13 protein-coding genes are annotated in these 14,237 nt (G+C 64.3%); 11 read left to right on the plus strand and 2 right to left on the minus strand.

The genetic code is table 11. The annotated features are described in order from the left end of the window. Positions 1-87: 87 nt before the first annotated feature. Positions 88-888, plus strand: a complete 801-nt coding sequence (locus tag AC6I9R_RS03860; protein ID WP_461427505.1) for a taurine ABC transporter ATP-binding protein — start codon at positions 88-90, stop codon at positions 886-888. Between the two features lie 3 nt (positions 889-891). After that, complete coding sequence (locus AC6I9R_RS03865; protein ID WP_461427506.1) at positions 892-2,160, plus strand: ABC transporter permease; 1,269 nt, start codon at positions 892-894, stop codon at positions 2,158-2,160. A 122-nt stretch (positions 2,161-2,282) separates the two neighbouring features. On the opposite strand, the gene AC6I9R_RS03870 is transcribed toward AC6I9R_RS03865, so the two are convergent. Beyond that, complete coding sequence (locus AC6I9R_RS03870) at positions 2,283-2,447, minus strand: hypothetical protein (RefSeq protein ID WP_461427507.1); 165 nt, start codon at positions 2,445-2,447, stop codon at positions 2,283-2,285. A gap of 211 nt (positions 2,448-2,658) precedes the next feature. Here AC6I9R_RS03870 and AC6I9R_RS03875 point away from each other — a divergent pair, with 211 nt between their 5' ends. The 9 genes from AC6I9R_RS03875 (at position 2,659) to AC6I9R_RS03915 (ending at position 13,187) form a co-directional block, all read left to right on the plus strand. Then, a complete protein-coding gene (locus AC6I9R_RS03875) occupies positions 2,659-3,096 on the plus strand; it encodes a MarR family winged helix-turn-helix transcriptional regulator (RefSeq protein WP_461427508.1) in 438 nt (145 codons plus the stop codon). A gap of 278 nt (positions 3,097-3,374) precedes the next feature. Further along, a complete protein-coding gene (locus tag AC6I9R_RS03880; RefSeq protein ID WP_461427509.1) occupies positions 3,375-4,643 on the plus strand; it encodes an ABC transporter substrate-binding protein in 1,269 nt (422 codons plus the stop codon). A gap of 24 nt (positions 4,644-4,667) precedes the next feature. Next, positions 4,668-5,729, plus strand: coding sequence for a carbohydrate ABC transporter permease (locus AC6I9R_RS03885; RefSeq protein WP_461427510.1), 1,062 nt, complete (start codon positions 4,668-4,670; stop codon positions 5,727-5,729). Then, complete coding sequence (locus tag AC6I9R_RS03890) at positions 5,726-7,162, plus strand: carbohydrate ABC transporter permease (protein ID WP_461427511.1); 1,437 nt, start codon at positions 5,726-5,728, stop codon at positions 7,160-7,162. Before AC6I9R_RS03885 ends, AC6I9R_RS03890 begins: the two co-directional genes overlap by 4 nt. 4 nt (positions 7,163-7,166) lie before the next feature. Further along, on the plus strand, positions 7,167-8,240 hold the full coding sequence (locus AC6I9R_RS03895) for an ABC transporter ATP-binding protein (protein ID WP_461427512.1): 1,074 nt from the start codon (positions 7,167-7,169) through the stop codon (positions 8,238-8,240). Positions 8,241-8,306: 66 nt separating this feature from the next. After that, positions 8,307-9,299: a Gfo/Idh/MocA family protein gene (locus AC6I9R_RS03900; protein ID WP_461427513.1), complete on the plus strand. Its 993-nt coding sequence runs from the start codon at positions 8,307-8,309 to the stop codon at positions 9,297-9,299. A gap of 1 nt (position 9,300) precedes the next feature. Further along, a complete protein-coding gene (locus AC6I9R_RS03905) occupies positions 9,301-10,872 on the plus strand; it encodes an acyl CoA:acetate/3-ketoacid CoA transferase (protein ID WP_461427514.1) in 1,572 nt (523 codons plus the stop codon). Beyond that, positions 10,869-11,633, plus strand: coding sequence for an enoyl-CoA hydratase/isomerase family protein (locus AC6I9R_RS03910; protein ID WP_461427515.1), 765 nt, complete (start codon positions 10,869-10,871; stop codon positions 11,631-11,633). The genes AC6I9R_RS03905 and AC6I9R_RS03910 overlap by 4 nt, the downstream gene beginning before the upstream one ends. Further along, complete coding sequence (locus tag AC6I9R_RS03915; protein WP_497863060.1) at positions 11,634-13,187, plus strand: aldehyde dehydrogenase family protein; 1,554 nt, start codon at positions 11,634-11,636, stop codon at positions 13,185-13,187. It abuts the gene before it with no gap. Here the strand turns inward: AC6I9R_RS03915 and AC6I9R_RS03920 are convergent. Next, the gene (locus AC6I9R_RS03920; RefSeq protein ID WP_461427517.1) at positions 13,136-14,209 is read right to left on the minus strand and encodes a LacI family transcriptional regulator; all 1,074 of its coding nucleotides are present in this window, start codon (positions 14,207-14,209) and stop codon (positions 13,136-13,138) included. The two genes, AC6I9R_RS03915 and AC6I9R_RS03920, sit on opposite strands and share 52 nt — an antisense overlap. Positions 14,210-14,237: the final 28 nt, after the last annotated feature.

Genomic DNA, 14,237 nt, shown 5'->3' on the forward strand with positions numbered 1-14,237 from the left:
GGCCCGCCGCGTTTGTAACTACGCGGCGGGCCTTCTCATTTCCGCCGGGCCCAAAAGCGGCCCCCATGCGCCGGAGTACGCCCGCCCATGACGGACCTTCTGATCAACAATATATCCATGCGCTTCGAGCTGCCCGACGGCGGCGCGGTGCAAGCGTTGGAAGACGTCTCGCTCAACCTCAAACAAGGGGAGCTGATGTCCGTTCTTGGCCCGTCGGGCTGCGGCAAGACCACTCTCTTGAACATCGTGGCGGGCTTTCTCGCCCCCACCGAAGGCGGCATCGAGATCAACGGCCATGAAGTCACCGGCCCCGCACCCGAGCGTGGCATGGTGTTCCAGAAAGGCGCGCTGTTCGAATGGATGTCAGTGCGCAAGAACGTCAACTTCGGCCCGCGCATGAAGAACATGCCGGCCGCCGAAGCCGCCGAGATCACCGACCATTTGCTGGATGCGGTGGGTTTGCAGGAATTCAAGGACAAGGCGATTTATGAGCTGTCGGGCGGTATGCAGCAGCGTGTGGCGCTGGCCCGGTGCCTCGCCAATGACCCCGACGTCATCTTGATGGACGAACCGCTTGGCGCGTTGGACGCGCTGACGCGCGAAAAGATGCAAGGTCTGGTCCTGAAGCTTTGGAAAGAGACGGGCAAAACCATCATCCTGATCACCCACTCGGTGGAAGAGGCGCTGCTTCTGGGCCAGCGATTGGTCGTGATGGCGCCGCGTCCCGGGCGCATCCACTCTGAATATCACTTGCCGTTTGCCGAAGAAGGCGTGGGCAAGGACCTGCGCGAGGTGAAGCTCCACCCCGAGTTCAACCCCAAGCGCGAAGAAATCCTCTCTCTCATCTGGGAGATGGAAGAAGAAATTATGGGCCGGAAGGAGGGCTGATCGATGATCGTTTTGGTATTCTACATCGCACTCTTCGTGGGCTGCTTTTTTGTCGTGAAGCTTGTCCGGTCCCGCATGGATGCGGCCAAGGACTTCCGCTCCCTCAAGACCGTGACCTTCGGCGACGAAAGCGCCGTGGTGCCGGACCGGATTGCCTCTGTGCTGTCGGTCCTGTGTCTGTTCTTCATCTGGGGCGCGTTCACCAACTCGTCCCTGGTGCCGCTTCATGTGCCCGGGCCCTATTCCGGCGACGCGCAATTCACCTATTCGGCGCGCAATGCTGCCGGTGATGTGGATGACGCCACCGTCTTCATCCGCGTCTACGGCCGCGACGAGGAAGAGGGCGATCCACCCGAGATCGAGCCCGGTGACGGCTTTGCCCTGAACGATGCAGGCGCCACCGGTGCCTGGGGGTCCGTGCTGGTGCGCATCTCGCGCAACGATCCCGGCGCGGAAGAGGACGGGTTTGAGGTCTTCGCCGTGAACGGTGAAGAAATCGCGCCCAACGTCGCCACAGCGGTGGAGGGCGGCACCGTCACTCTCACGCCGCGCGGGTCGTTCAACTATGCCCCGAGCGGCGGCTTGCAGATGCAGCCCATCTGGCTTCCCGCGCCCGAGGCGATTGTGACGCGCCTGGTCGAGATCTGGAACGACGGCTACCAGAACTCCACCCTGCTGGAACACCTTTGGGCGTCGCTTTACCGCGTGTTGGGGGGCTTCTTCTTCGGCGCCCTCGTCGGTATCCCGCTGGGTTACGCCATGGGTCTGTCGGGCTGGTTCCGGGGGTGGTTTGACCCCATCGTGGAATTCATGCGCCCGGTGCCGCCGTTGGCGCTGATCCCGCTGGTGATCATCTGGTTCGGCATCTTCGAGACGGGCAAGATCGTGCTCCTTTTCCTTGCCGCGCTCTGGATCATGACCATCGCGGCCAGGGCCGGTGTGGCGGGGGTGAACATCTCGAAAATCCACGCGGCCTATTCTCTGGGGGCGTCCAAGGCGCAGATCCTCAGGCACGTCATTGTGCCCAACTCCCTGCCCGAGATCTTCACGGGCGCGCGGGTTGCGATGGGCGTGTGCTGGGGCACAGTTGTGGCCGCCGAACTTGTGGCGGCGACCCAGGGCGCGGGCATGATGATCATCGCCGCGTCGCGCTTCCAGCTGACGGACATCGTGATCCTCGGCATCATCCTGATCGGCATCATCGGCTTCGGCATCGATATCCTGATGCGGATGGCCGAGAACTGGCTGGTGCCTTGGAAGGGGAAGAGCTAACCGCGCTTGCCCTCTCCGAAGGGCGGTAGCGCATAAAACCCGTCCTAGATTAGCCCAAAGGGCGCTAGGACGTTAATAAAACCTCTGGCGTTGGCCCCCATCGGGCCAGCGCTTTTTTTCGGTCACGCCAGATGCGCGTCTGTGCGGTCGGCGCGGAACACGAAGCAATCGGTGCCCCAATCATAGGGCCCTTCGGTCGGCGCGGGCTTTGCGACTTCGGGCACGTGCGTCAGGTCAATCGGCGCGAAAATCGTTTGCAGGGCTTTCGGGTCAGTAATCGTTGTCATCTTGGGCCTCCTAAGCATTTGAGTCGGTCGGTTTGCACGACCTTGACCCTGTTATTGCCCTCGCCGGTGGCGCAAAGCGGCGCTAAGGCGTGACCAAAGTGTGAATGGATTTGCAAAGAATGCGACTTTCCGAGAAGAGTTTGTTAAATTGCGACGGACCGTCCGGGGTGCCGATCTCGCCTTTGAACAGACCGCCTGCCAGGCCTTTCCCATGACCCAGCCGCCGTTTCACCTGCCGCATTTCCTGCCCTATCTGCTGAACCAGGCGGCAGAGGCCGCGAGCCGCGAGTTTCAGGATTATTACCGTGCGCAATACGGGATGCTGCGCACCGAATGGCGGGTGCTGTTTCATCTGGGCTGTTATGGCGACCTCTCGGCCAAGCAGATTTGCGAAAAGGCCCTGATCCACAAAACCAAGGTCAGCCGCGCCGTGGCCGCGCTGGAGGGCAAACGCTATCTGACCCGTGACCCCAGCCCAGAGGATCGCCGGATCGAGGTGCTGTCGCTGACTGCTTCCGGCGTGGCCGTCTTCAAGGACCTCAGCCGCGCGGCGGAGGGGTTTGAGGGCAAGCTGCAGGACGGCCTCACCACCTCCGAGATTGCCGCACTGCGCCGCGCGCTTCTGACCCTCTCGAACCTGCCGTCGTAACCCGGCGCGATTCGCGTTTGGGTAGGATCCGCGGAAAATCCGGGTTTGGCCGCCTGAGGGGCAAAACCAAATTGATATACCATTGATATACCCTGGACCGCTTCAGATGGCCGCAAATCGTGTCAGATGGAACAATTGCTCTATCCCTCCGCGCTGCGGTCAAAGACCGTGATTTCACCGATGCGATAACCTGTGGACGACAGGCGCAGATGTCTTCTATCGTCCTGCAAAAGACCAAGAACAAACGAACCACATAAAGATCCGATGGGAGGATTCTAATGACCAAACTGCAAACCCTGCGGCTGACCTGTGCTGCGACCGCTCTGATGGCCGCTGGCACTGCTTCGGCTGATGAAGTCAGCTTCCTGTGCTACCAGAACGGCAATGAATGTGACGTTCTCGCCGCGATTGCCGCCGATTGGGAGGCCGAGACGGGCCACACCCTGGCTATGGAAGTCGTGGGCTATGAGATCGTGCGCGATCAGCTGGAAAACCAGCTGCAGACCGACGCCGCCCCAGACGTGGCTCGCGTCACGAACCTCGGTGGTCTGAACCAGTATTACCTGGACCTCGCGCCTTACGTGGACGCCGACTACATGGAAGCCGCCTACGGCGCCGTCCTGCCCTGGTACCGTGCGCCGGGTGGCGAGGACATGGGCATCTACGGCTGGCCGACCGAGCTGACCGTGACGGGCCCCTACATCAACGTCACCATGTTTGACGACGCGGGCGTCGACATCCCCGGCGATGGCGCGACCTGGGACGAGTGGATGGTTGCCCTGGGCGAAGTCCAGGAAACCCTCGGCATGGACGCGGCCTTCGCGATGGACCGCACCGCCCACCGTTGGGCCGGCCCCGCGTTCTCCTACGGCGCTGCGTTCTTTGACGACGCAGGCTCCCCGATCCTCGTGGACGAGGGCTTCGCCAATTACGCCGAGACCTTTGTGGGTTGGCACGAATCCGGCCTGATGCCCGCCGATGGCTGGCCCGCAGGCACCGGCACCGCCTACCGCAACGCGGCACCGCTGTTCCTGTCTGGCTCCGTGGCCATGCACATGTCCGGCTCCTGGATGATCGGCAACTACGCCGAGAACATCACGGACTTCGAATGGCGTGCTGTTCCCGCGCCCTGCGGCCCCGGCGGCTGTGGCGCAATGCCCGGCGGCGCTGGCATCGTGGCGTTTGAGTCGACCGAGGTGCCCGAGGCAGCAGCCAGCCTGATCGCTCACTTCGCGGCCGAGGAAAACACCGCCCGTTTCGCGGCAGAGACCTCCTCCATCACCGCCCACGCAGGCCTCCAGGCCTCCGGTGTGGACTACGGCGATGCGGATCCGGCTGTGGCTCAGGCGCTGTCGACCTTCGCAGCCTCTATCGGCACAGCGGCAGAGACGACGCCCCAGGCCTTCACCTTCCAGGGCTACGCCCAGAACTTTGTGATCTACGGCGTCGTGCCGGACTACATCACGCAGGTGATCACGGGTGAGTCCACGCTGGAAGACGCGCTGGCTGCCATCGACGCGGACGTTGCGGCGCAAATCGCGGAGTAAGGGAACGGGCGCGGGGCCAGGACCATGTGGACGGCGATTGAAAACGCCTTCGCGGGCTCGTCCTGGCCGCTCGCTTTCCTTGTATACCTCGTGGTTGGGGCGGTCGTTGCCCGCCCCACCGGCCCCCTCAGCTCTCGCGCCATGGCCGTCCTCGGCTGGCCGATCGAGCTGGCCCAGAAGATGCGCGGCCACGGGCCTCTGCCGTACCTCTTCCTTTTGCCCAACCTTCTGGTTTTCGGCATCTTCACCTTCGCGCCCCTCTTCATCAACGTGGGCTTCAGTGTCACCGAAGGCCAATCCATCAACTTCGCCGACCGCCCCTTTGCGGGCACCGACAACTGGCAGCGCCTGCTGGCCGAAACGCAAATCGACACCGGCGCGCCGAACCTGGAAGACGACCAATTCTACCGCGCGGTCATGGACACGAGCGTCTTCGTCATCTTCCAAGTCCCGATCATGGTGCTGTTTTCGCTGATCACCGCCCTCGTCCTGAACCGCGACATCGTGGCCCGCGGCCTTTGGCGCTCCATCTTCTTCTATCCCGTCATGCTGTCCCCCGTTGTCGTGGGCTTCCTCTGGACCCTGATCCTGAAACGCCAAGGGGTGCTGTCGATCACGCTCATGCAATGGGGCTGGATCGATGAGCCGATCCAATGGCTGGTGGACCCGGCCTGGACGATGTTCTGGTCCGTCTTCGTCTTCACCTGGGCGCATCTGGGCTTCTACATGCTGATCCTTCTGGCGGGCCTGCAAGCGATCCCGTCCGACCTCTACGAGGCGGCCGAAATGGACGGCGCCTCACCCTGGCGCGTGCTGCGTAAGATCACTCTGCCGCTGCTAATGCCGACGCTGCTCGTCGTCACCGTCCTATCGCTGATCAAGGCGTTCCAGGCCTTTGAGGAGCTCTACGCCATGCAAGTCGGCTGGATCTCCATCGTCGCCTACATCTTCGAGACGGCGGGCCTGCGCGGCAATCCCACGCCCAACGGCCTTGGCATCGCGGCGACCGCCTCGCTGATCATCGCTGGCGCGCTGGCGATCTTCTCGATCATCCAGATCTTCCTCAGCGGAAGGAACGCCCGATGAGCGCCGTTTGGGATTTCCTTTCGCGCACCCAGGGGCGCGGCAAGCTGACTTGGACCGACTGGCTCTCCTACGCCTACCTGATCTTCGGCTTCCTCATCATCCTGGTCCCCGTCGTCTGGCTTGGCCTGAACTCCGTCAAATCCCAGTTCCAGATTGAATCCCAAGACCTCTCGCTTCTCCCCGGCGACTTCGACCGCGTGGCCCGCGCCACCGTCAACGGCCCCGACGGGCGCGAGATCTCCATCATCGCCGACCTGCCGCTCTGGGTCCTCAACTGGTCCGACCTGACCGAGGCTGAGCAGCAAGGCCGCGACGTCGGCGCCTTCCTTGCCCAATACGAGGGCAACGCCCTCTACGCCCTCCGCTCCCATCTGGGCCAAGTCAGCGCAGCTGCGAGGAGGCTCATAGCCGAGGAGGGGCTGCCCGAGTGGCTCAATCGCTACGCCGCCCTGACGCCCTCTGCCCGCGAGGCCTTCGACCTCGATGCCGTCGCCGCTACACTTGACGAAGACCAACAGCGCCTGCTGCTCGAATACCTCGGCGTCGACCCTTATCAGCCCAACCGCATCGTCACCCAGGTCCTCGTCACCGCACCCCACCCCGACACCGGCGAGGTCATGGAATGGGCCATCCCCAACCCCAATGCGTCGTCGGATTTCTTCCCGGGCCGCGCCGTCGCGGGCGACGCCTCCCAAGTTGTCCGCCTGCCCGCGGACTCCGTCACGGCGAACCGCACCATTTCGCCGGCCTGGGGCAATTATTCCGAGCCGCTGACCGGCACCGCCTACGGCGTCAATGTGGACTTCGCGACCTGCATCACCAACTCCGTCCTCGTGACCGTCATCGCGACCCTGATGACCCTGCTGATCAACTCCATGGCCGCCTTCGCGCTTTCGAAGTACACCTTCAAGGGGCAGACGCTGTTCCTCGTCGTCATCCTCGCGACCCTGATGGTCCCTGCCACGATCACGCTCGTCGGCGTCTTCAAGGCGATCAACGCGACGGGCCTCTCGGGATCCATCTGGGGCGTCATCATTCCCGGCGCCGCCACACCCGCAGGCGTCTTCCTGCTGCGCCAATACATGCTGACGATCCCCGATGAACTGCTAGAGGCCGCCCGCATGGACTCCGCCTCCGAATGGAAAGTCTACTGGCGCATCGTCCTGCCCCTGGCACTCCCCGCCATCGCGGCCCTCGGCATTCTGTCGGTCATCTGGCGCTGGAATGACCTGATCATTCCGATGGTCGCCATCGCCACGAACACCGAGGCCTACACGATCCAACTCTGCCTGCTGGAGTTCCGGGGCGAGCACATCAGCCAGGAGCATTACCGCCTCGCGATGACCGTGGTCAGCCTGATCCCCACGACGCTCGTCTTCGTGTTCCTCCAGAAATACATCACCACCGGCATCGCCAACACAGGGATGAAGTAACCCCATGGCTCTTCTTGAACTCCGCAATGTGAAAAAGGCCTACGGCCCGGTCGAGGTCATCCACGGCATCGACATCACCGTGAAATCCGGCGAGTTCTGCGTGTTCGTCGGCCCATCGGGCTGTGGCAAGTCCACCCTTTTGCGGATGATCGCCGGGTTGGAGCAGATCAGTGGCGGCGAAATCGCGATTGATAATGAGGTCTTGAACGACGTCCCCGCCTCCAAGCGCGGCCTCGCGATGGTGTTCCAAAGCTACGCGCTCTATCCGCACATGTCGGTGCGCAATAACCTGTCGTTCGGTCTGGAAAACATCAACATGGACCGGGCCGAGATCGACAGCCGCGTGAATGAGGCCGCGCGGATGCTGCAGATCGACGACTACCTCGACCGCCGCCCCGGCCAGCTGTCCGGCGGTCAACGCCAGCGCGTCGCCATCGGCCGCGCCGTCGTCCGCGAGCCGCGTGTGTTTCTGTTCGACGAGCCGCTGTCGAACCTCGATGCCGAGCTGCGGGTGGCCACCCGCGGCGAGATCTCTGAACTGCACCAACGCCTCGGCAACACCATGGTCTATGTCACCCACGACCAGGTTGAAGCCATGACCATGGCCGACAAAATCGCCGTGCTGCGCGCGGGTCGTTTGGAGCAATTCGGCCCCCCGCTGGAGCTCTTCAACGCCCCCGCCAACCGCTTCGTGGCGGGCTTCATCGGCTCGCCCAAGATGAATTTCATCAAAGGCACGATGGGGGAGAACGGGGCCTTCGTGTCTGAGGGTGGCGCAGAGGTCGCGCTGAACGCCAGCCGCTTCAACACCCGCCCTGGCCAGGCCGTGGAACTGGGCGTGCGCCCCGGCCACACGAACCCCGCAGAGGGCGACGGCGTGCCGTTGCAGGTCCGCGCGGTGGAGCAGCTGGGGACCGAGACCTTCGTCTACGGCGCCGTCGCGGGCTCCGATGATTTCGCGATGCAACTGCCGGGCCAAGTCAACATTCAGGCCAAGACCACGCTGCAGGTGGCCATCGACGCCTCTGCCGCGCATCTTTTTGACATTGAGACCGGGCTCAGCTGCGCCAAATCCTAACGCTTGACTCTTTCTGTGGAACGTTCCAAATATGCAGAAATAGGAACGTTCCAATTGGGGTGGCTGATGCGTTGGGGATTGATCGGGGCGAGTACCATCGCAAGCGAGCACATGATCGGCGCGATCCGCGCGTCGGGCGGGGAAACCGCGACGGTGCTCAGCTCCAGCGCTGACCGTGCCGCCAGCTACGCGGCAGAGCATGGGATCGCCAAGGGGGTCACGGATCTGGACGCCGCCATGGACGGCGTGGATGCGGTCTACATCTCCACCACGAACGAAAAGCATCTGCCGCAGGCGATGGCCGCCATCGCGGCGGGCAAGCACGTGTTGTGCGAAAAGCCGCTCGCCATGAATGTCAGTGACGCCGTCGCCATGGTCAACGCGGCCCGCGACAAGGGTGTCACGTTCGGCACCAACCACCATTTGCGCAACGCCGGATCCCACCTCGCGATCCGAGAGTTGATCACCACGGGCCGCATCGGCACCGTCCTGTCGGTCCGTGTTTTCCACGCCGTTCATCTGCCGCCGCACCTGCAGGGCTGGCGTATCGACAACCCGGGCGCGGGCGGCGGGGTCATCCCCGATATCACCGTCCATGACGCCGATACCGTCCGCTTCCATCTGGGCGAGGACCCCGTGGATGTCGTGGCGATGAAGTCCGCCAGCGGCATGGGGCAGGGGGTGGAAGACAGCGCCATGTCCGTCTGGTCCATGCCCTCCGGCGCGATGGTCCATACCCACGAAAGCTTCACCCACGCCTTTGCGGGCACGGGGATCGAGGTGCATGGCACCGAGGGCTCCATCATCGCGCGGGGCGTCATGACGCAGGCACCGGTGGGCGAGGTGACGTTGCGGTTCGACGGCGGAGAACAGGCGGTCGAATACAGCACCCACGGCCTCTACGACCGGGCGGTGGATCTTTTCGCAAAGGCCTGCGCCGGGGACGGCGCGCCTGCTGCCGATGGTGTGGATGGCGTGAAATCCCTGGCCGTGGCCGCCGCCGTGGCGCAAGCCGCCGAGACCGGCCAACGCACCGCCGTTAATTACGGTGGGGTCTGAGATGTCGAAAATCGTCACCGGGGCCGAGGCGGCGGCTCAGATCAAGGATGGGGCGGTTGTCACCGTTTCCTCCAGCAGCGCCCTCGGCTGCCCCGACGCTGTCTTGCAGGCGATTGGCGCGCGCTTTGACGACGAAAACCACCCACGCAACCTCACCACCATCCACCCCATCGCGGCGGGCGACATGTATGGCGTCAAGGGCGTGGACCACATCGCCAAGGACGGGCTTCTGTCGCGCATCATCGGCGGCTCTTACCCCTCCGGCCCCTCGTCCCTGCCGATGCCCGCGATCTGGCGGATGGTCGTCGACGACCGCGTGGCGGCCTACAACGTCCCCTCCGGCATCCTCTTCGACATGCACCGCGACGTGGCCGCGCGCCGCCCCGGGGTGCTGACCCAAGTGGGGCTGGAGACCTTCGTGGATCCCATCCGCGAGGGCTGCGCGATGAACGCGCTGGCCGCGAAAACGCCCATCGTCCAGCGCACCGAATTTGCGGGGGACACCTGGCTCCACTTCCCCAACATCGTGCCCGACGTCGCCATCATCCGCGCCACGACCGCGGATGAAAACGGCAACCTGACCTATGAGCACGAGGGCGCGACCCTTGGCGGCCTCGACCAGGCGATTGCCACGCGCAACCACGGCGGGCTGGTGATTGCGCAGGTGAAACGGGTCACGGCGGCAGGGTCGCTGCGGCCCCACGACGTCCATGTCCCGGGCCACCTCGTGGACTTCATCGTCGTGGCCCCTGACCAAAAGCAAACCACCGAAACCCCCTATGATCCCGCGATTTCCGGCGAGGTCATGCGGCCCTGGGACAGCTTCGCGCTCGCTGAACAAGGGGTGGAAAAGGTCATCGCCCGCCGCGCCGCGCAAGAGCTGAAGCGCGGCATGACGGCAAATCTGGGCTTCGGGATCTCGGCCATGGTCCCGCGCATTCTGCTAGAAGAAGGCGCCCATGATGCCGTGACCTGGGCGATTGAACAGGGCGCCGTCGGCGGCATGCCCCTGACCGGTTTTGCCTTCGGCTGCGCGTCGAATGCCGATGCCTTCGTGCCCTCGCCTCAGCAGTTCGCCTACTTCCAGGGCGGCGGGTTCGACGTGTCCTTCCTGTCGTTCATGGAGGTCGACGTCGACGGCAACGTGAACGTCTCAAAGCTCGGCAAGAAGCCCTACCTGACCGCAGGCTGCGGCGGGTTCGTGGACATCACGGCACACGCCAAGAAAATCGTCTTCAGCGGCTTCTTCGAGGCCGGCGCGCAGTTCGAGATCACGGACGGCGGCCTCCAAATCACCAAACCCGGCAAGTTCACCAAGATGGTCGATGCCGTCGAACACGTCACCTTCGCAGGCCGCCGCGCGCGGGCGCGGGGCGCGGACGTTCTCTACATCACCGAACGCTGCGTGATGCGCCTTGGGGACCAAGGCCTTGTCGCGACCGAGATCATGCCGGGCATCGACCCGGAACAGGACATTGTCGCGGCAAGCGAGGGCCGGGTCAGCGTTGCGCAGGACGCCACCACCATGTCGCTCAGCCTGCTGCGCGACGCACCGATGGGGCTGGCGATATGAGTGCCGTTCACCTCGCCATAGACGGTGCCATCGCGCGGATTTCCCTGGAAAATCCCGCCAAGCTGAACGCGCTGACGGTCGAAATGCTGCGGCAGTTGGAAGACGCCTGCGCCACGCTGGAGCGGGACCCGCTGGTCCGTGTCGTCCTGATCACCGCCGAGGGGCAGCGCGCTTTTTGCGCGGGGGCCGATATCAGCGGATGGGGTGACCTTTCGCCTACCGATTTCGCGCGGCTTTGGGTGCGCGAAGGCCACCGCATCTATGACCGGCTGGCGCGCCTCTCCAAGCCCACAATCGCCGTGCTTCAGGCCCATGCCTTCGGCGGCGGCTTGGAACTGGCGGCCTGCGCGGACCTTCGGATCATGGCGCCCGACGCCACGCTGGCGCTGCCAGAGGCCAAGGTCGGCATCGTCCCCGGTTGGGGCGGCAACACGCGCCTTTTGCGGCTGCTGCCCGAACCGGTCGTCAAGGAAATGGCGCTGTTCGGGCGGCGCGTGTCGGCCGCAAGGGCGCAGGCCCTGGGGTTCGCGGAGGTCTCTGAGGCACCTCTCGCCACCGCAGTCGCCATCGCGAAAGACATGATCGCCGCCTCCCCCCGCGCCCATGAGATTGCGAAATACCAGATTCACGCCGCCGTCGGCGAAGACCGCAACGCAATGATCGAGGCTTTGGGCGGCGGCATGGCCGGCGCGACTGAGGACAAGGCAGAGGGCGTTTCCGCCTTCGCCGAAAAACGCTCACCCGATTTCCGAGGGACCTGAATGATGACCGAGATGACGATTATCCCCTCTGCCGGGGCGGCGATCCCGGCGCCGTTCATCGGGCGACATCTGATCGCAGGCACGTGGTGCGACAGCGCCGACGGCGCCACTTCAGACCGCCATTCTCCGGCCCACGGCAGCCACGTCAGCACCTCGGCCAAGGGCAGCAAGGCCGAGGCGGAGGCCGCCATTGCTGCCGCCCGCGCGGCCTTTGATGCGGGCGATTGGGCGTTTTCCAGCGGGGCATCGCGCGCGGCGATCCTGTTGAAAGTGGCCGATCTGATCGAGCGGGATCTGGACCGGATCGCGCTTCTCGAAACGCTCGAATCCGGCAAGCCGATCAGCCAGGCCAAGGCGGAAATCGGCGGCGCGGCCGATCTTTGGCGCTACGCTGCAAGCCTCGCGCGGATGGTGCATGGGGACAGCCATAACGCCCTGGGCACGGACATGCTGGGGGTCGTTTTGAAAGAGCCCATCGGCGTTGTGTCAATGATCACCCCGTGGAATTTCCCTTTCCTGATCGTGTCGCAGAAACTGCCCTTCGCCCTGGCCGCAGGCTGCACGGCGGTGATCAAACCGTCGGAGCTGACGCCGTCGACCACCTGTATCCTGGGGGAGTTGCTGATCGAGGCAGGTCTACCCAAGGGCGTCGCAAACATTGTTCTTGGCTTTGGCGATCCGGTGGGAGAGGTTCTGTCGACGGATGCCCGCGTTGACATGGTGTCCTTCACCGGCTCCACCGGTGTCGGCAAGCGGATCAGCGCGGCGGCAAGCAGGACGCTCAAGAAGATCAGTCTGGAGTTGGGGGGCAAGAACCCGCAGGTGATTTTCCCCGATGCGGACCTGGATCAAGCCGCCGACGCGATCACCTTCGGCGTCTACTTCAACGCGGGCGAGTGCTGTAATTCCGGCTCGCGCATCATCGTCCATGAGGATGTGGCCGAGGAACTCACAGCCAAGGTTGTGGCTATGTCGCGTCGCGTCCCCTTTGGTGATCCGCTCGACCCAAGCACCCAAGTGGGCGCGATCATCTCGCCTGAGCACATGGCGAAGATCGACGGCTATGTGCAGGACGCCGTGGCCGACGGTGCCCATGTCGCCATCGGCGGCGCGGCCCTGCAAGTGGACGGTGTGGGCCCGCAGTTCTACCAGCCCACGGTCGTCACGCACCTGCGCGAAGACATGGCCATCGCCCGCGATGAGGTCTTTGGCCCGGTCCTGGCGGTCTTGACCTTCAAGACCCTCGATGAGGCGCTAAGCCTTTGTAACAACGCCGCTTACGGGCTTTCGGCGGGGGTCTGGTCCAAGGACATGTCTACCTGCCTCAGGTTCGCGCGGCGGGTGCAGGCGGGCACGGTCTGGACCAACACCTGGATGGACGGTTTCCCGGAAATGCCGTTCGGCGGCGTGAAGGAAAGCGGGCAGGGGCGGGAGTTGGGGCGCTACGGCCTGGAGGAATTTCTGGAAGTGAAAACCGTGCAGATGCGCATCGGTGACACCCGTCAGCCCTGGGTCGCGCCCGACGGCGCGCTCTCGAAAGACTTCTCCGCATGAGCCAACTGCTCGAAATCCGGCGCCAGAAGATGGGTGAGGCCCTCTGGCGGCTCTCCGGTCATACGGCGGAGCAGCATCTCGGCCATCTTGTGCCCGGTTTCGCGCAGATCCTCGTAGACAGTGTCGATGCGGGGCCTGATGTTGTCGAAAATCGGCGAGGCGCGTTTGGCGAAGATATCCGCATCCTGGCCCAGAACGGCGCCGCTGTCGGCCAGGGCCGACAGGGTGACGAGCGCCGTAACCTCGCCGACGCAGACGTAGCCATCGGGCGGCGTCTTGGACCTGCGGCTTTCTCGGGTGGCTTTGGCGATGTCGGCGGAGGAGCTGTCGAGCGTCACGCCGCTGACGATCTCGTACTCCACGCCCGCCTCGCGCACGGCGCTGAGGAAGCCGTAGCGCAGGTGCTGGGTAAAGGTGAAACGGTCCTCCGGCAGGATCAACGACAACCGCTTGCGCCCCTTGGCCACAAGGCGCTGCACGGCGGTGCGCGCGAAAGCCTCGTTGTCGAAATCGACGAAGGGGTGGGGCGTGGTGAACTCGGTCCGGCCATGGCTGACGAAGGGAAAATCGGCCTCCAACAGCAGGCGCACGCGGGGGTCGAACGCCTCCGTGCGGGTGAAAAGGATGCCGTCGGCCAGATGGTTGCGCAGGATGTTGCGCACGGGCTCCAGCCGGTCCTCGCCCACGTGGTCGGGGACCACGTTGACGGAGTAGCCGGTGCCGCGCAAAGCCTCGGTCATGCCGGACAGGAATTCGTGGGTGAAGCCCAGGAATTCATGCTCCGTGTTCAGCAAAAGGGTCACGACCTGGGTGCGCCCGGTGCGCAGGCGCCGCGCCGCGCGGTCCGGCACATAGCCCGCCGCTTCGGCGGCCTGGGCCACCGTCGCGCGGGTCTTGGCAGCGATTCGCGGGTCATCCGCCAGGGCGCGACTGATCGTGGCCACGGAGAAGCCCGTTGCCACCGCAAGCGAGCGCAGCGTCGGCTTTTCGCCGCTTGTGGGATGGCCAAGATCAGAGCTCATGGAGGTAGATCGCCTTTGGGTTGCGTTG

The sequence above is a fragment of the Gymnodinialimonas sp. genome (assembly GCF_059726805.1).

Excerpts from the sequence above, each read along its gene's own strand:
- AC6I9R_RS03860 (WP_461427505.1), top strand. The coding sequence starts at position 88 with ATGACGGACCTTCTGATCAACAATATATCCATGCGCTTCGAGCTGCCC.
- AC6I9R_RS03865 (WP_461427506.1), top strand. The coding sequence starts at position 892 with ATGATCGTTTTGGTATTCTACATCGCACTCTTCGTGGGCTGCTTTTTT.
- AC6I9R_RS03870 (WP_461427507.1), bottom strand. The coding sequence starts at position 2,447 with ATGACAACGATTACTGACCCGAAAGCCCTGCAAACGATTTTCGCGCCG.
- AC6I9R_RS03875 (WP_461427508.1), top strand. The coding sequence starts at position 2,659 with ATGACCCAGCCGCCGTTTCACCTGCCGCATTTCCTGCCCTATCTGCTG.
- AC6I9R_RS03880 (WP_461427509.1), top strand. The coding sequence starts at position 3,375 with ATGACCAAACTGCAAACCCTGCGGCTGACCTGTGCTGCGACCGCTCTG.
- AC6I9R_RS03885 (WP_461427510.1), top strand. The coding sequence starts at position 4,668 with ATGTGGACGGCGATTGAAAACGCCTTCGCGGGCTCGTCCTGGCCGCTC.
- AC6I9R_RS03890 (WP_461427511.1), top strand. The coding sequence starts at position 5,726 with ATGAGCGCCGTTTGGGATTTCCTTTCGCGCACCCAGGGGCGCGGCAAG.
- AC6I9R_RS03895 (WP_461427512.1), top strand. The coding sequence starts at position 7,167 with ATGGCTCTTCTTGAACTCCGCAATGTGAAAAAGGCCTACGGCCCGGTC.
- AC6I9R_RS03900 (WP_461427513.1), top strand. The coding sequence starts at position 8,307 with ATGCGTTGGGGATTGATCGGGGCGAGTACCATCGCAAGCGAGCACATG.
- AC6I9R_RS03905 (WP_461427514.1), top strand. The coding sequence starts at position 9,301 with ATGTCGAAAATCGTCACCGGGGCCGAGGCGGCGGCTCAGATCAAGGAT.
- AC6I9R_RS03910 (WP_461427515.1), top strand. The coding sequence starts at position 10,869 with ATGAGTGCCGTTCACCTCGCCATAGACGGTGCCATCGCGCGGATTTCC.
- AC6I9R_RS03915 (WP_497863060.1), top strand. The coding sequence starts at position 11,634 with ATGATGACCGAGATGACGATTATCCCCTCTGCCGGGGCGGCGATCCCG.
- AC6I9R_RS03920 (WP_461427517.1), bottom strand. The coding sequence starts at position 14,209 with ATGAGCTCTGATCTTGGCCATCCCACAAGCGGCGAAAAGCCGACGCTG.